Origin of the sequence: Microbacterium foliorum (assembly GCF_006385575.1) — a bacterium.
GTDB classification, from domain to species: Bacteria; Actinomycetota; Actinomycetes; order Actinomycetales; family Microbacteriaceae; genus Microbacterium; species Microbacterium foliorum_B.
Genome location: NZ_CP041040.1, coordinates 469417 through 495532, shown reverse-complemented (window position 1 = coordinate 495532; position 26116 = coordinate 469417). Strand labels below are relative to the sequence as shown.

Genomic DNA, 26116 nt, shown 5'->3' with positions numbered 1-26116 from the left:
ACCCTTAGTAAGCAACGATCGATTGTCGGCATCTTCATCTCGGCGCCCGTCCAGCCACGCGGCTCTACGCTGGATACATGACTTCTCCTGCAGACTCCGCGATCACGATGTTCGGCGCCGACTGGTGCCGCGACTGCATCCGCACCAAGAAGCAGCTCGACTCGCTCGGCGTGGAGTACACCTACGTCGACCTCGTCGCCGACCCGTCTGCGGCCGACATCGCGAAGGACATCTCGGGCCGCATGAACATCCCCGTCGTGGTCTACCCCGACTCCTCGCACCACGTCGAGCCGTCGAACGCAGACGTCGAGTCGAAGCTCCGCGAGCTCTCGCTCATCTGACCTGAAGCGGGCTCTTCGCGCACCGATACACTGGCGCGATGAGCACCGCGGCTCGGCCCGAACGAGCATCCGTCCGCCTGTCCGCCCGCACGGTCGCCCTCTACGCGATCGGCTCGCTCGGCACAGGCGGGTACGCGACGCTCCCCGGGCTGGTGCTGACGTACTTCCTCACCGACAACCTCGGTGTCGCCGCGCTCACCGCCGGTTTCATCGTCACCGGCGCGAAGATCTGGGACGTCGTCATCGACCCTCTGATCGGCGCCGCGTCGGACCGTCAGTACGCGCGGACGGGGTCGCGTCGGGGATTCATGGTCGTCGGCGCCCTCACCCTTCCGGTCTTCTTCGCGCTCACCTTCGCGGTGCCGCCGTCCTGGGGGCCCACCGCCGGCGCCGTCTGTGTGCTCCTCGCGTTCCTTGCCTCGGCGACATCCTTCAGTCTCTTCCAGGTGCCGTATGTCGCGCTGCCCGCCGAACTGACCTCGGGCTACGACGAGCGCACCCGGCTGCTCGGGTGGCGTGTCGTGGTGCTCACCGCGTCCATCCTGCTCTTCGGCGCCGGCGGCCCCGAGCTGAGGGGCGCCAGCGCCGACCCTGTCACCGGGTACCTGCTGATGGGCGCGGTCGCGGGCGTGGTCATCGGCGTCGGCATGCTGATCGCATCGCGGACAGCGGATGCCGCCGCCCGCCACATGGACGCGGACGAACGCCCGACGGCGGTCGCTCCGACGGGACTCCGGGAGCAGTACGCCGCCGGCGTGCGCACTCTCCGGGACAGTCAGCCGTTCCGCGCTCTCCTCGGCACATTCCTGCTGCAGGCGCTCGCGACCGGGACGATGCTCGCCGGCGCGCAGTACGTCGCCACCTGGGTACTGCGCTCGGAAGACGCCGTGACGCTCGTGTTCCTGGCGCTCGTCGGGCCTGCCCTGCTCGCGACGCCGGGCTGGACACTCGTCGCGCGACGCCTGGGCAAGGAGCGGGCATTCACCCTCGCCAGCATCATCTTCCTGATCGCCGCCTCATCGCTCGTTCTCGCGGTCTGGACGCCCGGGACCTGGATGTACGGCTCGATCGCCGTGGCTGGCATCGCCTACGCCGGACTGCAGTCGCTGCCCATGGCGATGCTGCCCGATGTGATCTCGCACGACGAGCGCCGCAATGGAAGAGGCAGGGCAGGCACCTTCACGGGCGTGTGGACGGCGGGCGAGACCGTCGGGTTCGCGCTCGGAGCGAGCGCGGTCTCCCTCACGCTCGCCGCGACGGGATACGTCTCGAGCGTCGCGGGCGCGACCGCGCAGCAGCCGGATGCCGCGATCACGGGCATCGTGCTCGCGTTCAGCATCCTTCCCGCCCTGCTGATGGCGGCCAGCCTGCTCACGCTGCGCCGCTACCGCCTGCGCCGCGCCGACATCGACGCCTGACCGGAGTGCGCCGCATAAGCTGGGAGCCCGCCCGAAGGAGACGCCGATGACTTCTGCGACAACGCCCGCCGCTTCGACGACGACCCCGGAGCCCGGCGAGGCCGAGCGCGATCGGCTCGACACCGCGATCCACGATCTGCAGGCCGGTGCGAGCACCTGGTCTTCCCTGACGCTCGCCCAGCGGGTCACCCTCCTGCGAGCCGTGCGCTCGAGCGTCGCCGCCGCCGCCGAGGACTGGGCGAACACAGCAGCCGCGTCGAAGGGCCTCGACGGCCGGCATCCTCTGCGCGGAGAGGAATGGCTCAGCGGACCCTACAGCGTGCTCGGCGCCCTGGACGCCTACATCGCGACGCTCTCGCGCCTCGCGAACGGCACCAACCCGCTCGACGGCATCACGATCGACCGGGCTCCCGGGGGACGCACTCGCGTGCACGCCTTCCCCCTCACCGGCATCGACCGGTTCCTGCTCTCGGGTTACACGGGCGAGGTCTGGCTCGAACCCGGCGTCACTCCGAACGGCGCGCGCGCCGCAGCCGGGCTCGCACAGCGCACTCCGTCGGGCTCAGGGGGCGTGGGCCTCGTGCTCGGCGCCGGCAACATCACCTCGATCCCCGTGCTCGACGTCTTCTACGAGCTGCTCGCACACAACCGCACGGCACTGCTCAAGGTCAATCCGACGCAGGATGCGCTCGTGCCGATCTACAAGCGGGCGCTCGCGCCCCTGATCGGCCCTGGGCTGCTGCGCATCACCCGCGGCGGACCCGAGGTCGGCGCCTACCTGACCGGCCACCCCGACCTCGCACACGTGCACGTCACGGGATCGGACGCGACCTTCAACGCCATCGTGTGGGGCACGGGAGCGGCGGCAACACGTCGACGCCGTGAGAATCGCCCGCTGCTGAAGAAGCCCATCACGGCCGAGCTCGGTGGTGTGTCGCCCATCATCGTCGTTCCCGGCGAATGGACAGAGGCCGATCTCACCTATCAGGCCGAGCACGTCGCGACCATGCGCCTGCAGAACAGCGGGCACAACTGCATCGCCGGGCAGGTCGTGATCTTGTCGTCGGACTGGGCTCAGGCCGACGACTTCCGAGCCGCTCTGCGCCGCGCCTACGCGAACGCTCCGGAACGGCCGATCTGGTACCCCGGCGCCCCCTCGCGGATGCACCTCGCGACCGACGCGTACCCCGACGCCCTCGTGCTCGGCGATCGCCTCCTGGTCGAGATCTCTGAGAACGATGACGCGACGGCTCTGCAGAGCACGGAGTACTTCGCTCCAGTGCTGGGCGTCGTCTCGGTGCCCGGCACCGGTCAGGAGTTCCTCGATGGGGCCGTGGCCTACGCGAACGAGCGGCTGCAGGGCACGCTCGGCGCGAACCTGCTGATCGACCCGTCGACCGAGAAGATGCTCGGCGCGGGTTTCGACCGCTCGATCGCGGCCCTTCGCTACGGCTCGATCGCGATCAACGGCTGGACCGCCTTCGGCTTCATCACCCCGACCATGACCTGGGGAGGGTTCCCCGGCAGCACGATCGCCGACGTCGGCAGCGGCATCGGCATCGTCCACAACGCGCTCCTGCTCGATCGCGTCGAGCGCTCGGTGATCCGTGGGCCCTTCCGGCCGTTCCCGCGGTCGCTTCCGATCGTCAACGGCGGCGGGCGCTTCAGCATCCTGCCCAAGCCGCCGTGGTTCGTCTCCTCGCGGACGGGTGCGGCGGTGAGCGAGGGCCTCACGCGATTCCGTGCGAACGGCGGCACGATCGGGCTGTTGAAGACTCTGACCGCTGCGCTGCGCGCCTGAGGTGCGCTCGGCCGCCGGGCGGGATCAGCCGGCGAAGCGGTCGGTCGCGGCTCGCAGTGCTCGCTGGATGCCGGGCTCGGTCGCCGAGTGTCCGGCATCGTCGACGACGACGAACTCGGCCTCGGGCCAGGCGGTATGAAGGTCCCACGCGGTCATCATCGGCGTGCACACATCGTGGCGCCCCTGCACGATGACGGTCGGGATGTGACGGATGCCGTCGACACCGGCGATCAGCTGCCCCTCGGTCCACCATCCACGATTCACGAAGAAGTGGTTCTCGATGCGGGCGAAGGCGGTTGCCGTGTGCGAGTCGGACATCGCCTCGATCTGCGCGGCATCCGGCCGCAAGGTGACAGTCGAGGCCTCCCACCGCGACCAGGCGACTGCCGCCGGTTCGTGCACGGCCGGGTCGGGATCGAACAGACGCCGGTGATAGGCCTCGATCATGTGCGAGCGCTCGAGCACCGGGATGGGAGCGATGAACTCCTCCCAGAGGTCGGGGAACAGGGCGGCGGCGCCGCCCTCGTAGAACCACTCCAGCTCTGCGCGGCGGAGCGTGAAGATGCCCCGCAGGATCAGTTCGCTGACGGCATCCGGATGCGCCTGCGCGTAGGCGAGCGCGAGCGCGCTGCCCCAGGATCCGCCGAACACCTGCCACCGCTCGATGCCGAGGTTGCGTCGGAGCAGCTCGATGTCGGCGATCAGGTGCGCGGTGGTGACGAAGCGGAGGTCGGCATCGGGTGCGCTCGCGTGCGGGGTGCTACGCCCGCAGCCGCGCTGGTCGAGCAGCACGATCCGATAGGCATCCGGATCGAAGAACCGGCGCTGCCAGGGGGACGTGCCGCTCCCCGGACCGCCGTGCAGGAACACCACGGGCTTGCCCGCGGGGTTGCCGCTGACCTCCCAATAGACGCGATGCCCGTCGCCGACGAGCAGCTCGCCGGTCTCATGCGGTTCGATGGACGGATACAGCGCGTCGAGGTTCATGGTCACAGTTCTCCGGGTGCTGCCGTGAGGGGGTCGGCGCACACATCGAGACCGTTCTGGTATCCGTTCGCGAACCAGAACTTGCGCTGCTCGCTGGTGCCGTGCGTGAAGCTCTCGGGATTGACCGAACCGGACGACTGCTCCTGGATGTTGTCGTCGCCGACCGTGTTCGCGGCGTTCAGCGCGTCGGTGATCTCCGCCTCGGTCGGCTCCAACAGGTAAGGGACACCGTCCGGGTCCTTCTCCTGGGTCATCTGCCCGATCCAGGCGCCCGCATAGCAGTCGGCCTGCAGCTCGATGCGCACGCCGTTGCTGTCGGGCCCCGTGCCGTTGTTCGGGTACTGATCCATCACCCCGGTGATGTACTGAATGTGGTGTCCCCACTCGTGGCCCACGATGTAGAGCTGCGCGAGGTCGCCGGCAGACGCACCGAACTGCTGCTGCATGAGGTCGAAGAACGTGGGGTCGATGAAGACCGTCTCATCGGGCGGGCAGTAGAACGGACCGACGGCGTTCGACGCGGTACCGCACGAGGTCGAGGTGGCGCCGTCGACGATGATGAGCTGCGGCGGGCGGTACCCCTTGACGTGGTCCTCCCAGTAGCCGTCGAGCGCGAGCTGCGAGGCTGCCACCCGGCAGTCGACGTTCTCGTTGGCGTCCTCGCCGGTCAGGCAGTTCTCGATCACGCTTCCCTCGGACGGCTCCGACCCGCCGCCGGTCGCGCCGCCGCCCAACAGGCCCGTCAGGTCGATGCCCAGCAGCGGTCCGGCGATCAGGGCGATGATGCCGAGCAGGCCCACACCGCCCGCTCCGGCGACGACGGCGCCGCGTCCGCGTCGGCGGGCGGTGTTGCCGGAGACATCCGCGTCAGGGTTGAAGGTCATGCCACGAGGGTACTCTGCACGGCGGCCCCTTCACGGTCGTAGGCTCGAGTCATGACGACCACGATCACGCTCACGGGTGCAGGCGGACAGATCGGATACGCACTGCTCTTCCGCATCGCCGCCGGAGACCTGCTCGGCCCCGAAGAGAAGGTGCGGCTGCGACTGCTGGAGATCCCGCAGGGGCTGGGCGCCGCCGAGGGAGCGGCCCTCGAGCTGCAGGACGGCGCGTTCGGCCTGCTCGAGCACGTCGAGGTGACCGACGACCCCGCCGTGGGCTTCGACGGGTGCGACCTCGCGCTGCTCGTCGGCGCTCGTCCGCGCGGTCCCGGGATGGAACGCGGAGACCTGCTCGCGGCCAACGCCGGCATCTTCGGCCCGCAGGGCGCGGCGATCGCCGCGAACGCGTCGCCCGGGGTTCGGGTGACCGTGGTGGGCAACCCGGCGAACACGAACGCTCTGATCGCCGCGGCCTCGGCCGAAGGCATCCCCGCCGAACGATTCACCGCGCTCACCCGACTCGACGAGAATCGCGCCAAGGCGCAGCTCGCGCAGACACTCGCGGTGCCGGTCGACACGATTCGCCGTGTGCCCATCTGGGGCAACCACTCGGCGACGCAGTTCCCCGACGTCTCGCATGCGACCGTGGGCGGCAAGCCGGTCGCGAGTGCCCTCGAGGCCATCGTCGGCGATGTGCCCGCGTGGCTCGACGAGACCTTCATCCCTCGGGTCGCGAAGCGTGGGGCGGAGATCATCCAGGTGCGCGGCTCGTCTTCCGTGGCGTCCGCCGCGAACGCCACGATCGAGCACGTGCGCGACTGGGTGCACGGCACCGACGACTGGACCTCGGCCGGAGTGGTCTCGCACGGCGAGTACGGCGTTCCGGCCGGTCTGATCTCGTCGTTCCCGGTGCGTTCGGTCGACGGAGAGTGGCAGATCGTCGAGGGGCTCGAGATCAGCGACTGGGCGCGTGCGCGCATCGACGCCTCGGTGGCCGAGCTCGTCGAGGAACGAGAAGCGGTTCGGGCACTCGGGATGCTCTGAAAGGTCACCGCGCAGGCTCCGATCAGGGCAGAATGGATGCCGGAGGTGCGCGATGAGCGAGACGATCGATCCCATGAAGGCGACGGCATCCGTCGACGAGGCCCTGACGAGTCCGCTGCATCTGCCGCACGCGGCCGCGGAGTGCCCCAAGTGCTTCACCGAACTGCAGCAGAACCGCGACTTCTGGCTCGCACGCCCCGACGGGTCACGCCTGGTCGGACTCGTGGTCTCGCGCGAGGGCATGCCCTCGGTGGTCGAGCAGCGAGACGACCTCACCCGGTTCGGGGTGCCGATCGAGGGTTTCCGTCATCCCGCCCCCGACATCCTCGAGAGCTGGAGCGATCGACTGTCGCGCCTCATCGGCACGCTGAAGACCGGAGACGTGCTCGTCGTGGCGAACATCAACGCTCTGGGCCGCGACGCTGAAGAGGGTGCACGCACAGCCAAGGAGCTGCGTCGCCACGGCATCATCGTCAAGGTGCTGAGCCACGACGCACGTCACCTCGCCGACGCGACCCGTTGACGTCCGATTCAGGCTCGGGCGTTTCGCTACCCCGGCCTCTCAGAAGTCTCCGGACCTCAGACGCGCGAGGGTCGCAGCGCCTATCTCGGCTCGCGCCTCGGGATGATGCGCGTAGAACGACGCGAGCTCGGCGAGGATAACCGGATCACTCGCGAGATCGCGGGTCGCCCATGATGACGGACGTGTCGTCGTCGTCCGGATGACGACACGGTCACCGTCCAGCGATGCGTCTGAGAACTCGTCCCAGGTCGCTCTCACGTCGTTGCGCGGGATTCGCAGCTCGAGGCCGTCAGGGCGCAGCGTCAGTCGATGACGAGAGGGCGGAGTGAACCAGGCTCGTGCGCCGGCGACAACCACGGCGAGCCCGATGACGGGGATTCCCAACAACGTGAGCATCGTCATCCGCTCCGCAGGAACGGTGAAGACGGACCATGTCCACCCGGCGAGGAGCAGCATCCCCGCCAGGACGAGAGCGCGCAACGGCCAGACGGCTTGCGCAACGCCACCGAACACGATGCTCGGTCCGTCGACGACCGGGCGGACGACCGTCACGCGCGAGACCCTGAGGTGGGTCGTCAGCAGCCAGACCGCGACACCGACGGTCGTGACGACTCCCGCTCCGAGAACCTTCATGGCCGGGGCGGGGTCGGCCACCAGCGTCGCCGCATAGAACAGGATCGCGGTGGCGATCACGACACCCAGCACGGTCAGCCCGGTCGTCGAACGCTGCTGGCCCGGCCATCCGGCGTGGCCGGGAACCCAGACCGTCTCGACCGTGGTCGTCTCGCTCACGATCACTGATAGCTCGGCGGCACCCACAGCAGCTGGGCGGCGACCAGCCCGCGGTCGCGGCTGACGATCTGAGCACGGCCGGGGATGGCCGGGGCCGCCTTGACCTTGCCGATCAGCTGCCCCTCCTCGGGGTTTCCCGAGAGCAGGATGCCGGTGGCGCCCAGGTCGGTCATGCGCTGGATGATCGGATCGTAGGCGGCACGGCTCGCTCCACCGGTGCGACGCGTGAGGATCACGTGAAGGCCGAGGTCTGCCGCCTGCGCGAGCAGCGGGGCGAGCACCGCGACGGGGTTGCCCTGCGACGTCGACACGAGGTCGTAGTCGTCGATCAGCACGAAGCCCTCTGCACCCTTCCACCACGACCGAGAGCGCAGCTGGTCGGGTGTGACATCGGGACCGGGAATGCGGCTCTGGAAGAACTGCGCGAGCTCGCTCATCCCGCCCTCGGTCATCTCGTGCGAGGTGAGGTAGGCGCCGAGGTACTCCTGCGGGATTTCGCCGAGCAGCGCGCGGCGGTAGTCGACGACGAAGATCTTCGCCTCGGTCGGACCGTAGAGGCGCGTGATCTCGTGCACGACACCACGGAGCATCGACGACTTGCCCGAGTCGGCGTCGCCGTAGAGATAGAGCAGCGGCTCATCGAGCGGGTCGATCGAGAACGGCGCGAGGTTCGCCTCGTCGATGCCGAGCAGGATCTCACGCGGCTCCGAGCCGTCCGCCGACGCAGCAGCGGCCACTGCCCGGAGGTCGGCGTGGCTGATGCGCGAGGGTAGCAGACGCAGCTTGGGCCCAGCGGGGCCGTGCCACGCGGATGCCACGCGGGTGACGAGATCGTCGATGCCGCCGGCGAGCGAGGATGCGTCGTCGACGCCGTCGATGCGCGGCAGCGCCGTGAGCATCTGCAGGCCGTTCTCGTTGAGACCGCGACCGGGGATCGCCGTGACGTTCTCGGCGGCCTTGCGGTTGACCTCGGAGTCCGTCGGGTCGCCGAGACGCAGCTCGATGCGGGTGCCGATGAGGTCCTTGATGTTGGCGCGGACCTCCATCCAGCGCGACGCCGTGATGATGATGTGCACGCCGTAGGTGAGTCCGCGCGCGGCGATGGCCTGGATCTGCGGTTCGAGCATCTCGAACTCCGCGCGCAGGGTTCCCCAGCCGTCGACCATGAGGAAGATGTCGCCGTACCCGTCATCCGCGAGCCCCTGCGCGCGACGCTGCCGGTAGGTGTCGATCGAGTCGATGCCGTTCTGACGGAAGTACACCTCGCGCGCGTTGAGCAGGCTCGTGACCTCGGCGACCGTGCGGCGCACGATGTCGGGCTCCGAGCGCGTGGCCACGCCGCTGATGTGCGTGAACCGCTGCAGGCCGGTGAAACTGCCACCGCCGAAGTCGATGACGAAGAACTGCACCTCCTGCGGTGTGTGCGTGAGGGCGAGGGCGACCAGCGCGGTGCGGGCGAGGGTGCTCTTGCCGCTGAGCGGCGCGCCGACGATCGCCATGTGACCGGCCGCGCCTCCGAGCGAGATGGCGAGATTCTCGCGGCGCTGCTCGAGCGGCACGTCGACGATTCCGAGCGGCACGGTGAGCGCGCCCGCACTCCTCCACCGCGGGGAGATGAGTCCGAGGGCCGGGTCTTCGACGAGATCGCCGAACAGCTGATCGAGGGTGGCGGGGGTCTCGAGCGGCGGCAGCCACACCTGGTGGGCCGCCTGCCCTCGTCCGCTCATCATCTCGACGGCGATCTCGAACGTGTTGCGCTTCTCTTCTGGCTCGGCGTCGACGATGACCTCGGGCTCCTCGACCGTCGTCTCGGCCCGCCACACCGGCGCGGCGGTGAAGAGCTCGACGGCTGTCGATCCGGTGCTCTGCGCAGAACCGGATGCCGCACGGCGCCGACGGCGGGGCGGGGGTCCTGACACGTAGGCGGCACGGAACTGCGTCATGGTCTCGGTGTCGGACTTCAGGATTCCGGCGCCGGGCTGCGTGGGCAGGTGGTAGGCGTCGGGGACTCCGAGGACGGTGCGGGATTCGGCGGCCGAGAAGGTGCGCAGGCCGATCCGATATGACAGGTGCGTGTCGAGGCCGCGGAGCTTGCCCTCTTCGAGGCGCTGCGACGAGAGCAGCAGATGCACCTGCAGCGAACGGCCGAGTCGGCCGATGTTCACGAAGGTGTCGACGAACTCGGGCTTGGCTGACAGAAGCTCGGAGAACTCGTCGGCGACGATGAGGAGAGCGGGAAGCGGAGCGAGGTCGGTGCGACCGCCACGGCGGGCCTTCTCATAGTCGGCGACGTTGGCGAACGGTCCGGTCGCCCGGAGCAGCTCCTGACGGCGCACCATCTCGCCCTGCAGAGCATCCTGCATGCGGTCGACGAGCGAGATCTCCTCGCCGAGGTTCGTGATGATCGCCGACACGTGCGGCATGTCAGCCATGCCTGCGAAGGTGGCTCCACCCTTGAAGTCGACGAGCACGAAGTTGAGCTGCTCGGGCGAGTGCGTCATCGCGAGCGCGAGCACGAGCGTGCGGAGCACCTCCGACTTTCCCGAACCGGTCGCACCGATGATGAGTCCGTGCGGGCCCATGCCCTGCTGAGCCGACTCTTTGATGTCGAGGATCAGCGGGCTGCCGTCTTCCGTCTGCCCGATGGGCACCCGCAGTCGGTCCCGCTCGAGTCGAGGCGACCAGGCCGCGTCGAGATCGAGGTCACGGACGTCGGGAAGGCCGAGCAGCTCGACGAGCTCAGCCTGATCGGTCGAGCTCTTCTTCTTCGTGATCGTCGTGCCGCCCGAGTAGAGGGCGATGAGCCGGCGAGCGGTCGCCTCGGCCTCGACGATGCTGATCGCGTCGGCCTCGAACGGGCGCGCGGACACCTGCAGACTGACGAGTTCGGCTCGGCTGCCCTTGCCGCCTGGTTCGAACGCGATGCGCAGGGCGTTCGGGTCCTCGAGATCGCCCCACCGGGAGGGAAGGTCGATCACGGTCACCCCCTGCACGCCGCCACCGCTCACGAGCACGTCGTTGAACGAGGTGGTGACACCATCCGTCAGGATCACGATGTGCGGCACCTTGGGGCCGGACCCGTCACGGGCGAAGCGCGGCCGCTCACGGACCTCGGCGGGGAGCATGTCCTCGAGCTCGGACAGCTGCGAGCCGATCATGCGGGCGGCACCGAGGCCGTCCCTGACCGTGCGCGAATGCGTGTGCGGCATCCACTTGGCCCATTCCCACTGCGGCAGAACGGCCGCGTCAGCGGCGATGACGATCTGCACCGTGTCGGGGTCGTGCATGGTCGCGAGGTGCAGCAGCATGGCGCGCGCGAGACCGCGGGACTCGGTCTCGTCTCCCGTGATCTCGACGCGGGCGTAGTCGCGCAGCGTGATGCCGAGCGAAAGGTTCTTCTGCAGCTCGTGCGTCAGCATGAAACGATGCGCGGCCGAGGCGGCGACCGGGTCGAGCTGCGCGAGCGGAGGGAGCTCGGGCGCCTCGAGCGAGACGCACAGCGGCTGGTCGCTCGTTCCGACGCGCACCGAGAGGAAGTCTGGGTCGTTCATGCCGCGCTCCCAGACCCTGGTGCGCTCTTCGGCGATGTACGGGAGAGCTGAAGGTGCAGGAAGGTGCCAGTTCGCGGCGCGGCGCTGCTGCCGGGCTGCGACCCGCACGGTCTGACGCAGCTCGGTCAGGTACGCGAGATACTCGCGGCGTGCGCCGAGGGTCGCAGCCTGTCGCTGCGATCGCTGACGCCAGCCGTTCACCGCCACGAAACCGAGCGACGACAGCAGGAACATGCCTCCGGTGAGCAGACCCGTCACCGACTGGTTCGACATCGTGACCATGACGATCGCACCCACGCTGCCCAGCATCGGCAGAAGGGATCCGAGGATTCCCATGCCGCCGTCGTTGGGCTGCAGCTCGGGCGGCGCTTGAACGGGGAGCTTTCCGGAGGGGACGCGGGGCGGCGCGAGACGGGGTCCTGTCATGCTCTCTCTCCGGCGCTGCTGTCGGTGCCCAGCAGGAGGCTGATGGTGAAGCTGCGGTTGCCGATCCTGACGCGATCGGCGTCGTCGAGCAGGACGCGCTCGCCCGCGACGAGCTCGGTCGTCTGCCCGTCGTCGGATCGGATGTCGGAGCCGTTGGTGGATCCGAAGTCGGTGACCCAGGTGCGGCCGCGTGAGTGCTCGAGACGCAGGTGCGTCTTCGACACCGAGGAGTCGGGGTCGGTCACGATCACGAGTCGGTCGTCGTGCACGCTGGCCACCGGCGCGCGTCCGAGGTTCGCCGCGAGCGGCAGCCCGAGCTGGACACGCTGCCCGGTGTCGAAGATCAGGAGGAGCGCTCCGGACTCGGATGCCGGGGCAGCGGCATCGCTCTGCTGTGCTGCTGCCGGCGCGACGGTGAAGAGCGGCCTGTCGTCGCCCTGTGCCGCGGGTGCGGGAGTCTCGGTGCGGTGCGAGGCCGCGCGGGCGTCGGTCGGCTCGGAGTCCTCGTCGACGACGGACGGGTGTGCACCGAGGGGCACGACCTGCGGCGGCGCCAACGGGGCGGCGGCCTCGATGACCGAGGCCTTCTGCTGTGCTTCGGCAGCTGCACGGGGCGGGACCGAGACCACGACGGTGCCGGCGACGCGATCCGCCCAGGACTGACGGCGTCCGCCGCGATCCCACGCGCTCGACGCGACGACGACCCAGCTGCCGACCGCCACCAGGAAACCGGCGCCGGTGATGATCGCGCGCACGAACTGGCGACCGATGCCCGGCGAGAAGGGCCGGTCGCCGCGAGAGGCTCGCAGACGCAGCACGGCGTTGCCGATGGTGAGACCGGTGCGCGCTTCGAGCACGCACAGGAAGATCGCGAGCTCGGCGACCGTGAGCCCTGCGAGGAGCATGCTGCGGGTGGTGATGAGGACGATCGCCGCGGCGAGGATCACTGCAGCGGCATCGAGAGTGAAGGCGGCGATCCTCGCTGCCGTCCCTGCGGGCACGCCCAGGAAAGCAGGGCCGAGCCCGTCAGAAGGGCGTCTCGCTCTGGCCCGAGTCTGGGCGATCGGCGTGGGCGCGGGAGGCGTGGATCCGGATCGGAGCGGAGCGCCGTCGACACCGGGCGGAGCCGCGATCAACGCCGGCGGCAGCGCAGGGATCTCCCCGGGCTGGCTGGGCCCCGGATGCACGGGTGGGATGGTGCCACCGCCCGGCCGGAGCTGTGGTTCGCCGTTCCCGCTCATCCCGCCATCATTCCACGAACGAGAGACAGCGCATTCGCGTAGAGGAGCGCCGCGGGGAGGGCGAGCGCGACGGCGAGCCATTCGAAGGCGTCTCCGAAGCGCGACCAGATGAGCGAGCTCGCTCCGCGCGAGACGGGGATGATGACGGCGACCGCTGTGAGACCGACGGCGAACAGCGCGAGGGCCCCGAGCACCTGGAAGCCAGCGCCCAGCGCAGCGGCTGCCTGCAGGCCGGCGACCATGAACACGACGGCGGCGGACGCACGGGGAAGCCAGCGGAGGATGCGCGAGGTCGTGTGTCGGGGCGTCAGCAGCAGCGCGAGGCCCACGCAGACGAGAAGCGCGATACCGCCGGAGATCACGAAAGGATCGTCCGGCCATGGACGGAGGAACGCGATGGGGGTCATCAGCGCGGCGACGATGCTGAGCACCGCTGTCCCGGCGATGAGTCGTGCCGAGGAATCGTCGACGACGGCGATGATGCGCTCGGGTCGCAGCAGCCCGACGGATTCGGGAATGGTCCCTCGGACCGTCCAGCGACTGGTCATGAAGTGCTTGTAGTCGATGAAGTACCCCTCGGGGAGGTTCACCAGACTGCTCGGCAGAGCGCGGAGTCCGAGGGGGACGAGTCCCAGCGAGATGGCCGCGGCCTCGGCCGGACCCCAGCGCAGCAGAAGCGCGAGGCCCCAGACCGCCGCGAGGCCGACGAGGAGCACGGTCGCGGTCCCTGCGGCCGCCCGCATCGGACGAGCTCGGGCCGAGACGGCGATGACCGCTGTGGTGATGCCGGCCGCGAGGAAACCGGAGGCGGCGGAGAGGTGCGCACTCGCATCGAGTTCAGCCGGGATCAGAAGAGCGCCCGCGGCGAACGACAGGAGCACCGGAGCGAGGACGCCGAGGATGCCGCGCACGCCTGCCGCCGAATCCCGGCGCGACCATGCCACCGCTCCGCTCACGGCACCGACCACGAGGAAGAGACCGATCAGGAGCCTGAGCAGTGGACCTCCTGCGCCCTGCGCGAAGACCGCGACGAGCAGCAGCCCGCTGACCGCGAGCATCCACCATCGGGCACCGTGGTCTGCACGTGACGGCCGTGTGCCCGCGACCGCGGGACGAGCCTGCGGCGCCAGCGCCGTGCGGTCGATGAGCGCGTAGAGACCTCCGTCCACGAGGTCTTCGCACTCGGTGTCACCGGGGATCTCGAATCCGCCCGGACCGATCGTCACGAAACGATCGGCCGTCGAGAGTCCACTGAGGATGAGTGCTTCGTCGAGGGTCTCGTCGAACGGGAGCGAGAGATCGATGCGCCGATCCTCGCTCTGGAGCACGATGCGGCGGCGCTCTACGATATCGACTGACACACCTGCACCCTATCGACCGCGTGCGGCCTCGGCCGCACGCCCCCTCTTCCGCTCACGCGGATCAGCCTGCGTGGTCGTCGCGAGAGCCCGCCTGCGCGCCCTTGGCGCGAGGCCCTCGTTCGTCCTCGTCCTCGAGCTTGGGGGCGATCGGTCCGCCGAGACCGGAGCGCTTGGCCTTCTCCTCCTCGTCGCCTCCCGCGCCGCCCATCATGCCCATGCCGGGACGCATGCCCGAGCCGGCTGCGCCCGACGAACCGGTCGCACCTCCGGCCCCACCGGCACCCCCGACGCCACCGGCACCTCCGACGCCTCCGACACCGCCGATGCCCCCGGGGCGAGCAGAACCTGCCGCGCCGCCCGAACCGCCGGCGCCGCCGCCGAGCGCGGAGTTGCCGAGAAGACCGCCACCCGCTTTGAGCCCTGCTCCGGACGCACCGCCGAGGCCCGAGCTGCCGAGGGCGCCCACGCTGCCGATTCCGGCGATCTTCGACCCCGCGGCGATCGCCGCCGCGCCGGCACCACCGCCGACGATCCCGCCGATACCGCCGCCGCCCGCACCACCGGGGAGCAGACCACCAGGGGTCCCCCCTCCGGGGAAGGTTCCGCCGGGGTTCAGCGGATAGCCGCCACCGCTTCCGCCACCGGGGCCGCCGGGCAGTACTCCGCCGCCCGGGAAGTCGACCGTGGGATCATCGATGTCCACTCCTCCGGGGCCGTCCGGCAAGGCCGGATCGGCAGGGAGCGTCGGGTCGGTCGGGAACGTCGGGTCGGTCGGGAACGTCGGGTCGGTCGGGAACGTCGGGTCGGTCGGGAACGTCGGATACTGCGGATCTTCCGGGTTCGTCTGCACCGGCGGCTGGTACTCGCCGACACCACCGCTACCGCCAGGCTGATATCCGCCGCCGGGAACTCCGTATGGACCGCTGCCACCGCCGGGGTACTCGATGGACGGGCTGTCGATCGAGGGCCCGTCGCCCCCGCTGTCGCCGCCCCCGGGACCGTCGTCGTACTTGACGTACTGGACTGCGCGGAGGGTCTCGGTCGACGATCGGAGCGAGGCGCTGGGCCGCTCGAGCGACTGTTCGATGCTCTTCACCATGCGCTCGGCCTCTGCCTCGCGCTGGTTACCCAGAAAATCACCGATCACGTCGATCGCCTTGTCGGCCGCGAGCGGACCGAGCACGGGATGCACCACGACGGATGCTCCCTTCGCCACGTTCGACCAGAACGGATCGACCGTCGACGACGGCAGCTCGGCGTCGTTGGCTGCTCGGCGGGCGTTGTTCGCCGACGTGACCGCCGAGTCGATGGCGGTCACGGCGTCGCCGATGGTTCGGATCTGGTTCTGGATGTCGTTCAGGGCCGCGTTCGCGGCATCCCGCGTCTTGCTGTCCCAGGCCTCGGATGACGTGACCGTCGTGATCGCGTCGTGCAGGGAATCGAGTGCGGATCTCAGCGCTGCGGCCTTGGGGATCCGCCAGTCCTCGATGGCCCGGATGCGATTCAACTCGGCTTCGTACCTGCCGGTCATGATTGCCCCCCTGTGTGGTCGGTGCGTCGTTTCGAAGATCTGGTGAGTGTGACGGCGAGCACGATGCCGCCGGCGAGCAGGATGAGCAGGACGACGCCGCCGCCGATCACCCAGGGCGTCACGCCCGCGCCGTCTGCCGAGGGCTGCTCGGGTGCAGCGCTCGTCTGCGTGGGCTCGGGCGAGGAGTCGACCTCGAGATCCGCGGCGAACGTCGCCACGTCATCGGCATTCGGCACCGCATTGGGATCGTCCGCGTCGAAGAAGGGATTCTCGTCGGGATACTTCGTCGGGTCGACCGCGAGCATGCCGGTCAGCGAGGCGGCACCGAATCCCGTGCTGTTGTTCCACTCGGGCTCGTGCTCACCCTTGGTCCCCGAGTTATGGATCAGGGTCTGGAGCAGCTGGTTGCCCGTGGCCTCGGGATACTTCTGCTTCACCACCGCGAGGAATCCGGAGACGATCGACGTCGCGAACGACGTGCCGCGAACCAGCTCCTGCTCGTCCCAGGACGCCTCGGTGCCCTGCACGAGGATCCCGATTCCGGGCGCGGCCGTCCCGACGTCGTCGCTCAGGTTGGGCTCTCCGCTCGGCCACGTGGCGATCGCTCCGTCAGAGCCGAATGCCTGCACCCCCACCACGCCGTTCAGACCGGCGGGCTGACCGCCGACTCCGCCTTCATTCGGAAGGCCGGCGATGATCGGGACTCCTGCCGCGACAGCCTTGGCGGTCGCCCCGAGGAGGAAGACGTAGCCCGTGCTGGAGATCGAGATGATGTCCGCACCCTCGTCGATCGCATCGGAGATGGCCAAGGACATCGCCTCGGCCGCGAACCCGTGATCATCGGTGGTCGACTGCTCACCGTTCTCGAGCGCGCACGACACCTCGCCCGTATCCTGATCTTCGAGACCGGCGGAGTAGTACTTCACCGTGGCGCCGGGCGCGGCGCCCTTGATCGGCACGCCGCCAGCGGGTGCCTCCCCCGTGCCGAGGATCATCGACACGACGTTGGTGCCGTGTGCGGCGGCCACGTAGTCCGTGGACACGGCGGGGATGGGAGCACCGGCGGCGTCGTGGCAGTAGGTGTTCTCGGGCACCTGCAGATCAGCACCGCGGAGCCCGACGACGTCTGGATTGATCTGCGTATCGATCACCGCGACCGTGACGCCGGAGCCGTCGAAACCGGCGTCGTGGGCCTCCTGGACGTTTCCGCGGTCGAACCACCACAGGCCCGAGGCGAGGTCCTCCGCCGCCGCGCTCGACGGCACGGCGATCATCCCGCCCAGCGCTATCGCGCCGAGCACCGCGAGGAGGCGGTGCGGACGCCTCATCAGTAGTCGGCCTCGACGGTCGTATCGCCGGAATCCGCTCCGGCGTCGACATCGACACGGGGTTCGGTTGCGCCACCGCCGTCGCCGGTGCGGTTGGCTCCCGCCGCGACCGGAGTCTCGTCGGCCTGGGCGACCGCGGAATCCAGCAGCTGGATGATCATCTTGCTCTCATCGGCGAGGGCCGCATCCTGCTCCGCCATCTGCATGACGGCCGCACGGATCGTGTTCTGCGCCTGATTCAACGCCTCGATCGTCTTCGTCGTGGCCGAGCCCATCGTCAGCGCCGCGGTGCGCAGGTCGCCCCGGAAGGTGCTGGTCGTCTCCGACACACCGCCCTCGACGATCGCGACCTCCTCAGCCGCCGGAAAATGCTCGAGCTCGCGCGAGATGCGCTTGAGCTCAGCGAAGATCTGCTCGAAGTCGAATGCGATGACCATCGACGTCCCTCCCTGTTGACAACGGCGATTCCCGTGACATCTGCTGCGCCCTCCGGCTCAGTCGCCGAACAGCACAGCAGACGGCGCGGACCCGGCGCATCTCTGCGTCGGGCCCGCGCCACGGGATCAGGCTCCGAAGCGTCCGGCGGCCGACTTGTCGGTCTGGACGTACTGGCCCGAGATCTCCTCGGTCTTGCCCGCGATCTGGGTGAGAAGCTGCTGCATCTCACTCAGCGAGCGGTTCCACTTGGCCTGAGCCTGGTCGTAGGCCTGCTGCGCGGAACCATCCCACGCCGCACGCAGCTTGCCGACCTCGGACTCGAGACGGTCGAGCTCTGAACGGATACCCTGCGACCCGCTGCGGATCTGCGCTGCCAGAGCGTTGACCTGCTCCGGGCGAACTGACATCGACTGCATCATGTTCTCCTTGAAATCTCTGTGGTCTTCGCTCAGGAACCCATCATCGAGCCGAGGCCCGAGATGGTCTGCTGGTGAGCTTCTTCGGTTGCGGCCTGGTCGCGCTCGGTGCCGGCGAGGGCATCCTCGAGCGTCACGAGGACCTCGTTGAGCTGACGAGCCTGCTCGTCCCAGCGGGACATCAGCGTCGAGAACGATGCGGCAGCCGCACCCGTCCAGAAGCCGCGCAGCTGCTCGATCTCGCTGCGGACCTTCTTGGTCTGCTGGTCGATCCCGGACTTGGTCTCCCGCACCGCCTGGGCTCCGCGGCGCAGAGCCCCTTCTTCTGCGGAGATGACATCAGCCATAACTCACTCCCTCCGGTCCTCACGGACACACGTGCGGGGGAGCGCATCCCTGTCTTGGGACGACTTCGAAACAACCCCCCACGATTCGTTTCAGGTGAAAGGCTAGATCAGATCGTCCGGATGCGCCAGGACACGAGCCGTATCCGCGCGGCGTTCGTGCGTTCGATGGAGAAATCGCGGAGCCGACCCCGCCGGCATCCGCGCGGTGATCGTGCGGTCGAAGGAGAAAACGTCCCGCCCCGCGACTACGCGTTGCCGCACGCCTCAACTAGGGTGAAAGGCGGAATGCGCAGCCACGGGTCTCCTCCCGCTCGGCTGCACACCATGGAGGGGGCATCGTTCCATGACTCAGAGCAGCGCAACGGCAGGCACCGTGCTGCGGCTTTCCGTCGTCAGCGACGACCGCCGGCTCGATGTCGGCGTGCCGTCGCAGATCCCGCTCGTCGAGATCATCCCCGGCTTCGCTCGGAGTCTCGGTGTGCTCGACCCGACGCTCACGCATGGCGGCTACTCGCTGCAGCGGGCCGACGGCACACCCCTCGACCCCGCTCGTGGAGCAGCGGCGCAGGGCGTGCACGACGGTGAGCTTCTGACACTCGTCCGCGGCGGCCTGATGCAGGAGCCGCGTGTCTACGACGACGTCGTCGAAGCGGTGATCGACGCCACGGCCGAGCAGCACGGCTCCTGGACGCCGGCAGACAGCTCGCGCACCGCCCTCTTCGTCAGTCTCACCTTCCTCGCCCTCTGCGCGCTCCTGCTGGTCGCGACTCCGCCCACCTCCCTCGTGCCGGCGATCATCGCGGCATCGGGGGCCATCGTGCTCAGCGTCGCGGCTGCCGTGCTCATGCGTCTCCATCAGCCGGAGGCCGGACACGCACTCGGTCTCACCGCCGCAGCCTACGGCGGACTCGCGGGCTTCCTCGCCGTTCCGGTGCAGAGCATCTGGGGCTGGCCGCTCGCCGCCATGGGCCTGGGCCTCGTCATCGTCGGCGGCGTCGGCCTCGCCGTGACGCAGGAGAAGCCCGAGATCCACCTCGTGCCCATCGCGCTCGGCGCCTCTATCGGCATCACCGCGACCACCGCCGCGATCTTCGGCGACGCACTCGCTCCGTACGCGATCATGCTCGCCACCACCGCACTGCTCGCGAACGGCATCCCCTGGCTCGCGCTCAGCTCCACCCGCATCCGGGTCATCTCGCCGCAGAGCGATGCCGACATGTTCGCGGCGCCGGAGCCGATCGACGCCGACGAGGTCAAGCGTCGCGCCGCGGCAGGCACGCGCACCCTGATCGCACTCCGAGCCGCGCTCGGCCTCGCGGCCCTGACTGCGACGCCGCTGGTCGCCGCAAGCGGCGTCTGGGGCGCGCTGCTGTGCGTGCTCGCATTCGTCGGGATGATGTTCCAGTCGCGACAGATCTACGCCCGCCTCGGTGTGCTCGTGCTCATGGCGATCGGCGCGATCGGACTCGCCGCCACCGGTGTCACCGTAGCCCTGGCCCTTCCCGATGTCCGCACCTGGATGCTCCTCATCCTCGTCGTCGCCACCGTGATCCTCGTCGGTCTCACGCTGCTGACACCGAAGGCACGTCTGCGGCTCACGAGGCTCGGCGACACGGTCGAGGTCTTCGCCCTCGCGCTGCTGCTGCCGCTCGGCGTCACGACGGCCGGGCTCGTCTGACCCATGGCGACCAAGAAGGATCTGATCGAAGCCCAGGGCTTCAGCAGGCGACGACTGCTCTCGGCGTTCACCGGTGGAGCCCCCGGGGGCAAGGAGCTCGACCCTGCGAAGCCGCTGCGCGCGGTCGTCGCAGGAGTCGCGCTCACGATCGGCGTCATCCTCGTCGGGGTGTTCTGGGGAATCATGCAGCCGGGACTCCCCGGCGACTGGCAGAACAACCGCCTCATCGTCGCCACCGACACCGGGGCTCGCTACGTCTCGGTGGAAGGAACCCTGTATCCGGTCATCAACACGGCCAGTGCGCGGCTGCTGATCCCCGCCGGTGAGTTCAAGGTCGTACGCACGGATCAGGCCGCACTCGACGGCATCCCGGTCGGCCCCTCGATCGGCATCCTCGGCGCACCGGACGACCTGCCGGCACCGAGCGCCCTGATCAACTCCTCGTGGACGGCCTGCATCGACGACACCGCCGGCGCGTCGGTATCGCTGTCGAGCAAGCCGATCGCCCAGATCTCGACCGGGACCGGCGCCGTCGTCCAGCGCGGCGACGAGCTGTTCGTGATCGCCGACGGTCTCCGTTACGCCGTTCCGGCGGACGATGCCAACGCCGTGCTCCGCGCCGTCGGACTCGGCACCAGCGACATCCTCGAGGTCGACGGACGCTGGCTCAATCTCTTCGAGTCGGGCGACGATCTCGAGCCGATCAGCCTCAACGCGATGGGAGCCTCGGTTCCCGGCACCGATCTGACGGCGGGGACGATCATCCACACGCAGGGCAGCCCGGCGGAGGAGCGCTATGTGGCGCTCGCGACCGGCGAGATCGCTCGCCTCAGTCCACTCGCCTACCAGCTCTACCTGCTCGGCAGCGGGCAGGACGCCGGCGCCGAACAGGAGGTGTCCCCCGCGGAGATCGCTGACGTGGAGACGCTTCCGTATGTCGGCGGTGAGGACTGGCCGACCCTGCCGCTGACGACGCTCGCGGCAGGTGAGACGCCGTGCGCGATGGTCACCGACGATGCACGCACCGTGCTCGGAGCGACCACGACCGAGTTGCCGGAAAAGCGCTCCGGCGTCGACGTCTCGGTCGGCGGCGGCGCCCTCGTCGAAGTGAGCGGAGCATCCGACGACTCGGTCGGCCTGGCCGTGCTCATCGACGAATCGGGCACCGCGTTCGCGATCCCCGGCGCCGCCGCGGAGCAGAGCGCAGAGGATGCGGCCACCGGCCCCATCGCTCAGCTCGGCTACTCCCCCGATGACGTCGGGCGCGTGTCCGACGCGTGGATCGAGTTCTTCGCGGCCGGCCCTGCGCTGACCTCCGACGCGGCCAGAGAGTCGCCCGGCTCAGGGACGAAGTGATGCGGCGACGCAGAGCCGCCCTTCCGACCCTCCTGGTGGGCGCGATCGCGCTCGGCGCCATCCTGTCGAGTGCACCGGCATCGGCAGCGGCACCCAGCGCACCGACCGCTTCCACTGCGCGATCGCTCGCGGCGCACGGCTCGGCCGTGCCGGCCGCCACCGCCGGCGATGCCTGCACTCCGGGCACTGTGGTTTACAGTCCGGAGGCACCGCAGGCCCTCGCTCTGCTCGGCGCGGAGGAGGCCAACCGCGTCGCCACGGGCAGAGGGGTCGTCGTCGCCATCGTCGACTCGGGCATCGATGCGGGAAACCCGCATCTCGCCGGAGTCGTGATCGGCGGTGTCGACCTCGTGGGCGACGGCGAGCGCGCCGATGGTCTGACCGACACCACCGGCCACGGCACCGCGATCGCCGGCCAGATCGCGGCACAGCCGGTCGACGGTTCCGGGGTCGTCGGGCTCGCACCCGACGCGCAGCTGCTCTCCGTGCGAGTTTTCCGCAGTGACCAGCAGCAGGACAAGGACAAGGGCTTCGGACCGACGTCGCAGCGCATCGCGGACGGCATCCACTGGGCTGCCGACAACGGCGCTGACATCATCAACGTCTCGATGTCGCAGACGACCGACTCCCCCGATCTCCGCGCGGCAGTGGAGCACGCCTCGGCCGTCGGCGCCCTGGTCGTTGCGAGCGGCGGCAACAGGGCGTCGGACCCGGATGCGGAGGACGGCCCTCGCTACCCGGCGGCGTACGAGCAGGTGCTCGGCGTCAGTGCCGCCGACCCCAGCGGCCGCGCGAACGATGCATCGATCCACGGCCCCCAGGTCGGCGTGACGGCACCCGGCATGAACGTGCTGAGTGCGGCGCTCGGCGGCGGAGACTGCATCTTCGCCGCCGACGCTCCCGCTTCGAGTTTCGCGACCGGATACGCGAGCGCCGCCGCGGCGCTGGTGGCCGAGGCGCACCCCGAGGACCCGCCGGCCGGATGGGCGTACCGACTCACCGCCACGGCCCTGCGCGACGATGCCGACAAGCGCGACGACGTCAACGGCTGGGGGTTCATCCAGCCGTTCGCCGCCATCGAGCTGCTCCCGGACGAGACGACCCGAGGGCCGGTGAGCCCCTACTTCGACACCACCGAGAGCGCGGCCCGCCCTCCCGCCGCGGCCGTAGACCCCGACCACGGGGCCTCGCCGTTCCTGCTCACACGGGAGGCCGCGCTGTTCACGACCATCGGCGGGGCGACCCTGCTCGGCGTGCTCGGCATCCTCATCGTGCTGCGTCGCCGCAGAGAGCAGCCGGCCGTGGACCCGGCCGAGGCCGAACGCGAGGGCGGGCTGCTCAACAGCCCGGGGCCCGGCGCCGGCGATGAGCGGTTCGGCTGAGGCGCTCGAGGCCCGGGTGCGAGTGTCAGGCGAAGACGACGAAGCCCAGCGCCACCAGTCCGGCGACGGAGACGACACAGGCGGCTGCGAACCCGAGGAGGGTGGCCGTGCTCCATCGCAGGCCCTGCTTCGCGACGGACGGGAGCTCCGGATCCACCGCGCGCGTGGGCGCGGCGGCGCCGATCACCACGGGAGGCGCGGAAGGGCCGAGGGGCGCTGGACGCGGTCGGTAGATCTCCGGTGCCGGAGCGTCGATCGGCGCCTCGAACGAGAGGGGTGCCGCACCGGGTTCGTTGGCAGGGGCAGGATCGCCGGAGGCATCGCCCTGTTCGTCGGGGCGTTCCGATCGTTTCCGTCGCACACGCCGCGGCGTGCGGGAGACGAGCACGGTCGCCTCATCGAGAAGCTCCTGCTCCTGCTCCTGCTCTCCTTCGAGAGCATCGGCCGGTGCATCGGATCTCGACGTCTTCCGGTCGACGACGACGGTCGCCTCATCGAGGTCCCCGGGCCCCGCACTATCGTCAGCTGAGTCGGCGTCCCTGGCGTCCGCGGAATCATCGGCACCCACCGCGCCGTCCGCGACGGCCTTCGCCGTCTCCGACTCGGTCGGCGCTGTCGACGGAGCCGCGACCGCCCCACCCCGGCGCCGATCGCGACGGGTCAGCATGACGGTCTCTTCGACCTCGGGTTCGTCGTCGGTCATCTGACGCGAACCGGGATCGTGGTGCCCTCGAGGCTCGAGTCGGTGAGAGAGGTGGATGCGGCCTCGCGGCCGGCCTCGCTGTCGTCCGGACGCGTGCGCGCGCCTCCCGAGATCACATCGATCACGACGACCGACACGTTGTCGCGACCACCCGCCTTGAGCGCACGGCTGACGAGAGCCGCAGCGGCCGACTCAGGTCGGCCGTTCATGGTCAGCGTGGCCCGGATCGCTTCGTCGCTCACCTCACCGCTGAGTCCGTCGGAGCAGAGCAGCAGTCGCTCGCCGTCGACCACCGGCAGCAGCCAGCTGTCGGCAGTGCTGTCGGGCGCGCCGATCGCCCTGGTGATGACGTTGCGCTGCGAGAACGTCGAGAGATCCTCTGCGCGGAGCTCACCGGCATCCACCAGCTCCTGCCCCAGCGAATGATCGATCGTCAGCTGAGTCAGTTCGTTGCCGTGGTGCCGATAGACGCGGGAGTCGCCGACGTTGAAGACGAGCCAGTGCGGAGCGCCTTCGTGATCGACGAGTGCGACACCGGTCACCGTGCTGCCCGCCCCGCGCTTGTGGTCGGCGGAGATGTCGTCGACGACGGCCGAGGCTCGGCTCAGGGCGTCGCCGATGTCGGCGACCTCGACCGTCAGCCCGCGAAGCGGCTCGAACGCGTCGACCACCGCAGCGCTCGCGCGGTCGCCGGCCTCATGTCCGCCCATGCCGTCTGCGACGAGGAAGACGGGGGACGCCACGAGCACGGAGTCCTCGTTCGCGGTGCGCTTGAGCCCGGTGTCGGTCAGGGACGCGACGTTCAGGACAACCGACGAGACGGTCACGAATCGCGCTCCGCGATCACGTGCATCCCCACTTCACCGAGGATGAAGCGGCCGTTGCCGGTGACGCTCTCGCCCGGATCGAGCAGCGTCTCGGTGCCGTTCTCCTCGACCACGACGACGCCGTTCGTGGCGTGCAGGTCGGTGAGGCGCCACTCGTCGTCATGCACGACGAGTCGGGCGTGGGTCTTCGACAGCGTGCGGGTGGTGTCGGAGATCGCGAGCCGCTGCTCGCCCGGCTCGCCGATCGGGTTGCGCCCGATCACGACACTCGCGCCCGACAGCGAGAACGTGCGCCCGTCATCGAGCACCAGCGAGCGACGCACGCCGCGCCTGCGGGCGACGACGACCGTGGCGTCGAGGTCGTCGTCGACATCGTCTGTCGGACGCGGGGTGACGACCGTCTTGTCGACATCCGCCGCGAGGCCGCCCAGGGGCGTCGCAAGGGGCTCTGCGGCAGGCGCCCGCGGCACCGCGGGCGCATCTGCGGCAGGTGCGGGTGGCGTCTCGGCCACCCTCAGGTCTGCGGCAGACGGGACCTCTGGAGCCACCGGAACATCACCGGCCGCCGACGGGACCGGACGGATCGTCGGCATCTGCGGGTGCTCGGACGAGAGCCCGCCGTCGCGGAACGACGGCGGCGCGGGCCGCACCGCGCGCTGCGGTTCTCCGGCGGGCGGCGCGGACGACGCATGCTCTGCCGGCGTCTCGAACGGAGAGGCAGGCGTGGATACGGGCGCGGGAGGCGCAGGCGGCTGCACCGCGATGTCGTCAGCGGTGGGTTCTTGACGCGCAGGATCCTGCGGCGTGACAGGGGCCACGGGGTCGCCGCCCATCGCTGCCATGATTCCGGTCGTCGGGTGCGCATCGACCGGAGGCGCAGACGCGGGAGCGGGGGCAGCTACCTGGGCGGGCGGCTGCGGGGCAGGCGGCTGCGGGGCAGGCGGCTGCGGCGCGAAGCCAGGAGCAGGAGCAGGAGGCTGTGGCGGAGCGAACGATGCAGCGGGGGCACCGGGAGCCGGAGGCTGCCCGGCGACAGGAACGGGCGGGGCTCCGGGAACGGGCGGGGCTCCCGCGGCGGGCGTCGCCCCGGGAACAGGCGGGGGCCCGACCGGGGACTGCGGCTTCTGCGGCGGCGCTCCCCATGCGGACGGGGCACCGCCGTCGGAACCCGAGGGAGCGCCGGTCGCACCCCCCGGATCCGCCGGGGACTGCGCGTTCGCACGGGTCGGCGCGGCGTAGTCGGGGAACACGAACGCGGGGGCATCCGGCTGATTCGGGGCGTGCGGAGCGAGCGACGGGATCGTGTAGCCCGACGCATCCCTGGCCGGTGCGGCGGCGGGCTGCGCGTTGCGGCGAGAACCCGGCTGCAGCGCGGCCAGTCGTTCGCCCTCGGGGTACGGCGGGGCGCCCCAAGCGAGGACGGTCGCCCAGACCGGGGGCAGCAGGATGGCGAGGACCGTCATGCCGGCGCCGCGACCGAACCTGCGATTGATGCGGTGGGTCGCGACGACCTTGAGGTAGATGCCGTACAGCTGCACGATCGGGATGAAGTAGAACACCACCGACCACGCGGGCACTCCTCCTCGCGCCAGGATCTCGGCTTCGTTGAGGACGGGCACCCAGCCCTTCCAGCCTTCTCCGTCGAGGCGCGGGAACAGACGCGACAGCGCCAAGGCGTACCAGAGATAGACGGCGAGGCCGACGAGCAGGCCGACGCCGCCGACGATGGCGAGCATCATGGCAA

At 69.9% G+C, this 26116-nt stretch carries 22 protein-coding genes; 8 read left to right on the top strand and 14 right to left on the bottom strand.

From position 1 onward, the window contains the following. The first annotated feature begins 77 nt into the window (after positions 1-77). The 3 genes from FIV50_RS02400 to FIV50_RS02390 are packed head-to-tail and all read left to right on the top strand — an operon-like array spanning position 78 to position 3560. Entirely contained in the window at positions 78-341 is a 264-nt protein-coding gene (locus tag FIV50_RS02400; protein ID WP_140036034.1) for a glutaredoxin domain-containing protein, read from the top strand. A 38-nt stretch (positions 342-379) separates the two neighbouring features. Further along, positions 380-1759, top strand: coding sequence for an MFS transporter (locus FIV50_RS02395; protein ID WP_140036033.1), 1380 nt, complete (start codon positions 380-382; stop codon positions 1757-1759). Positions 1760-1805: 46 nt separating this feature from the next. Beyond that, positions 1806-3560, top strand: a complete 1755-nt coding sequence (locus FIV50_RS02390) for an aldehyde dehydrogenase family protein (protein ID WP_140036032.1) — start codon at positions 1806-1808, stop codon at positions 3558-3560. Between the two features lie 24 nt (positions 3561-3584). Here FIV50_RS02390 and pip read toward each other — a convergent pair whose 3' ends face one another. Together pip and ypfJ are read right to left on the bottom strand one after the other, a co-directional pair. Next, positions 3585-4547 carry a prolyl aminopeptidase gene (gene pip, locus FIV50_RS02385; protein WP_140036031.1) on the bottom strand — a complete coding sequence of 321 codons (963 nt, stop codon included), beginning with the start codon at positions 4545-4547 and terminating at the stop codon, positions 3585-3587. A 2-nt stretch (positions 4548-4549) separates the two neighbouring features. After that, complete coding sequence (gene ypfJ / locus FIV50_RS02380; protein WP_140036030.1) at positions 4550-5431, bottom strand: KPN_02809 family neutral zinc metallopeptidase; 882 nt, start codon at positions 5429-5431, stop codon at positions 4550-4552. A gap of 51 nt (positions 5432-5482) precedes the next feature. On the opposite strand from ypfJ, the gene FIV50_RS02375 reads away from it, so the two are divergent. Next, positions 5483-6472 (top strand): malate dehydrogenase, encoded by a 990-nt coding sequence (locus FIV50_RS02375; RefSeq protein WP_140036029.1) that lies wholly within the window; start codon positions 5483-5485, stop codon positions 6470-6472. 52 nt (positions 6473-6524) lie between these two features. Then, entirely contained in the window at positions 6525-6995 is a 471-nt protein-coding gene (locus tag FIV50_RS02370; RefSeq protein ID WP_052493032.1) for a recombinase family protein, read from the top strand. Between the two features lie 39 nt (positions 6996-7034). Here the strand turns inward: FIV50_RS02370 and FIV50_RS02365 are convergent, their stop codons facing one another. From FIV50_RS02365 to FIV50_RS02325, 9 genes are all read right to left on the bottom strand, one after another. Then, a complete protein-coding gene (locus FIV50_RS02365) occupies positions 7035-7787 on the bottom strand; it encodes a hypothetical protein (RefSeq protein ID WP_140036028.1) in 753 nt (250 codons plus the stop codon). Between the two features lie 2 nt (positions 7788-7789). Beyond that, positions 7790-11764 (bottom strand): type VII secretion protein EccCa, encoded by a 3975-nt coding sequence (eccCa, locus tag FIV50_RS02360; protein WP_140036027.1) that lies wholly within the window; start codon positions 11762-11764, stop codon positions 7790-7792. Further along, on the bottom strand, positions 11761-13005 hold the full coding sequence (locus FIV50_RS02355; RefSeq protein WP_181164306.1) for an FHA domain-containing protein: 1245 nt from the start codon (positions 13003-13005) through the stop codon (positions 11761-11763). The genes eccCa and FIV50_RS02355 overlap by 4 nt, the downstream gene beginning before the upstream one ends. Continuing rightward, complete coding sequence (locus FIV50_RS17595; protein ID WP_181164305.1) at positions 13002-14366, bottom strand: hypothetical protein; 1365 nt, start codon at positions 14364-14366, stop codon at positions 13002-13004. The genes FIV50_RS02355 and FIV50_RS17595 overlap by 4 nt, the downstream gene beginning before the upstream one ends. A gap of 61 nt (positions 14367-14427) precedes the next feature. Next, on the bottom strand, positions 14428-15897 hold the full coding sequence (locus FIV50_RS17770; protein WP_219846240.1) for a hypothetical protein: 1470 nt from the start codon (positions 15895-15897) through the stop codon (positions 14428-14430). Then, a complete protein-coding gene (locus FIV50_RS02340; RefSeq protein WP_258184375.1) occupies positions 15894-17225 on the bottom strand; it encodes a S8 family peptidase in 1332 nt (443 codons plus the stop codon). Before FIV50_RS02340 ends, FIV50_RS17770 begins: the two co-directional genes overlap by 4 nt. Continuing rightward, positions 17225-17662 carry a hypothetical protein gene (locus tag FIV50_RS02335; RefSeq protein WP_140036023.1) on the bottom strand — a complete coding sequence of 146 codons (438 nt, stop codon included), beginning with the start codon at positions 17660-17662 and terminating at the stop codon, positions 17225-17227. Before FIV50_RS02335 ends, FIV50_RS02340 begins: the two co-directional genes overlap by 1 nt. A gap of 126 nt (positions 17663-17788) precedes the next feature. Then, the gene (locus FIV50_RS02330) at positions 17789-18070 is read right to left on the bottom strand and encodes a WXG100 family type VII secretion target (protein WP_079113895.1); all 282 of its coding nucleotides are present in this window, start codon (positions 18068-18070) and stop codon (positions 17789-17791) included. A gap of 41 nt (positions 18071-18111) precedes the next feature. After that, positions 18112-18426: a WXG100 family type VII secretion target gene (locus FIV50_RS02325; protein WP_056309991.1), complete on the bottom strand. Its 315-nt coding sequence runs from the start codon at positions 18424-18426 to the stop codon at positions 18112-18114. A 343-nt stretch (positions 18427-18769) separates the two neighbouring features. Between FIV50_RS02325 and eccD the strand changes: the two genes are divergently transcribed. The 3 genes from eccD to FIV50_RS02310 are packed head-to-tail and all read left to right on the top strand — an operon-like array spanning position 18770 to position 22842. Further along, positions 18770-20104 carry a type VII secretion integral membrane protein EccD gene (gene eccD, locus FIV50_RS02320; protein ID WP_140036022.1) on the top strand — a complete coding sequence of 445 codons (1335 nt, stop codon included), beginning with the start codon at positions 18770-18772 and terminating at the stop codon, positions 20102-20104. 3 nt (positions 20105-20107) lie between these two features. After that, positions 20108-21460 (top strand): type VII secretion protein EccB, encoded by a 1353-nt coding sequence (locus tag FIV50_RS02315; protein ID WP_140036021.1) that lies wholly within the window; start codon positions 20108-20110, stop codon positions 21458-21460. Beyond that, positions 21460-22842 (top strand): S8 family serine peptidase, encoded by a 1383-nt coding sequence (locus tag FIV50_RS02310; protein WP_140036020.1) that lies wholly within the window; start codon positions 21460-21462, stop codon positions 22840-22842. The genes FIV50_RS02315 and FIV50_RS02310 overlap by 1 nt, the downstream gene beginning before the upstream one ends. 25 nt (positions 22843-22867) lie before the next feature. On the opposite strand, the gene FIV50_RS02305 is transcribed toward FIV50_RS02310, so the two are convergent. The 3 genes from FIV50_RS02305 to FIV50_RS02295 are packed head-to-tail and all read right to left on the bottom strand — an operon-like array spanning position 22868 to position 26111. Continuing rightward, positions 22868-23545 carry a hypothetical protein gene (locus FIV50_RS02305; RefSeq protein WP_140036019.1) on the bottom strand — a complete coding sequence of 226 codons (678 nt, stop codon included), beginning with the start codon at positions 23543-23545 and terminating at the stop codon, positions 22868-22870. Continuing rightward, positions 23542-24372 (bottom strand): PP2C family protein-serine/threonine phosphatase, encoded by an 831-nt coding sequence (locus FIV50_RS02300; protein WP_140036018.1) that lies wholly within the window; start codon positions 24370-24372, stop codon positions 23542-23544. The genes FIV50_RS02305 and FIV50_RS02300 overlap by 4 nt, the downstream gene beginning before the upstream one ends. Continuing rightward, positions 24369-26111 (bottom strand): DUF5684 domain-containing protein, encoded by a 1743-nt coding sequence (locus FIV50_RS02295; RefSeq protein WP_140036017.1) that lies wholly within the window; start codon positions 26109-26111, stop codon positions 24369-24371. The genes FIV50_RS02300 and FIV50_RS02295 overlap by 4 nt, the downstream gene beginning before the upstream one ends. Positions 26112-26116: the final 5 nt, after the last annotated feature.

Bases quoted from the DNA above. Each gene is read 5' to 3' on its own strand.
- FIV50_RS02335 (WP_140036023.1), bottom strand. From the start codon at position 17,662: ATGGTCATCGCATTCGACTTCGAGCAGATCTTCGCTGAGCTCAAGCGC.
- eccCa (WP_140036027.1), bottom strand. From the start codon at position 11,764: ATGACAGGACCCCGTCTCGCGCCGCCCCGCGTCCCCTCCGGAAAGCTC.
- FIV50_RS02325 (WP_056309991.1), bottom strand. From the start codon at position 18,426: ATGGCTGATGTCATCTCCGCAGAAGAAGGGGCTCTGCGCCGCGGAGCC.
- pip (WP_140036031.1), bottom strand. From the start codon at position 4,547: ATGAACCTCGACGCGCTGTATCCGTCCATCGAACCGCATGAGACCGGC.
- FIV50_RS02295 (WP_140036017.1), bottom strand. From the start codon at position 26,111: ATGATGCTCGCCATCGTCGGCGGCGTCGGCCTGCTCGTCGGCCTCGCC.
- FIV50_RS02340 (WP_258184375.1), bottom strand. From the start codon at position 17,225: ATGAGGCGTCCGCACCGCCTCCTCGCGGTGCTCGGCGCGATAGCGCTG.
- ypfJ (WP_140036030.1), bottom strand. From the start codon at position 5,431: ATGACCTTCAACCCTGACGCGGATGTCTCCGGCAACACCGCCCGCCGA.
- FIV50_RS02315 (WP_140036021.1), top strand. From the start codon at position 20,108: ATGGCGACCAAGAAGGATCTGATCGAAGCCCAGGGCTTCAGCAGGCGA.
- FIV50_RS02375 (WP_140036029.1), top strand. From the start codon at position 5,483: ATGACGACCACGATCACGCTCACGGGTGCAGGCGGACAGATCGGATAC.
- FIV50_RS02310 (WP_140036020.1), top strand. From the start codon at position 21,460: ATGCGGCGACGCAGAGCCGCCCTTCCGACCCTCCTGGTGGGCGCGATC.
- FIV50_RS02370 (WP_052493032.1), top strand. From the start codon at position 6,525: ATGAGCGAGACGATCGATCCCATGAAGGCGACGGCATCCGTCGACGAG.
- FIV50_RS02305 (WP_140036019.1), bottom strand. From the start codon at position 23,545: ATGACCGACGACGAACCCGAGGTCGAAGAGACCGTCATGCTGACCCGT.
- FIV50_RS02395 (WP_140036033.1), top strand. From the start codon at position 380: ATGAGCACCGCGGCTCGGCCCGAACGAGCATCCGTCCGCCTGTCCGCC.
- FIV50_RS02330 (WP_079113895.1), bottom strand. From the start codon at position 18,070: ATGTCAGTTCGCCCGGAGCAGGTCAACGCTCTGGCAGCGCAGATCCGC.
- FIV50_RS02400 (WP_140036034.1), top strand. From the start codon at position 78: ATGACTTCTCCTGCAGACTCCGCGATCACGATGTTCGGCGCCGACTGG.
- FIV50_RS02355 (WP_181164306.1), bottom strand. From the start codon at position 13,005: ATGAGCGGGAACGGCGAACCACAGCTCCGGCCGGGCGGTGGCACCATC.
- eccD (WP_140036022.1), top strand. From the start codon at position 18,770: ATGACTCAGAGCAGCGCAACGGCAGGCACCGTGCTGCGGCTTTCCGTC.
- FIV50_RS17770 (WP_219846240.1), bottom strand. From the start codon at position 15,897: ATGACCGGCAGGTACGAAGCCGAGTTGAATCGCATCCGGGCCATCGAG.
- FIV50_RS02390 (WP_140036032.1), top strand. From the start codon at position 1,806: ATGACTTCTGCGACAACGCCCGCCGCTTCGACGACGACCCCGGAGCCC.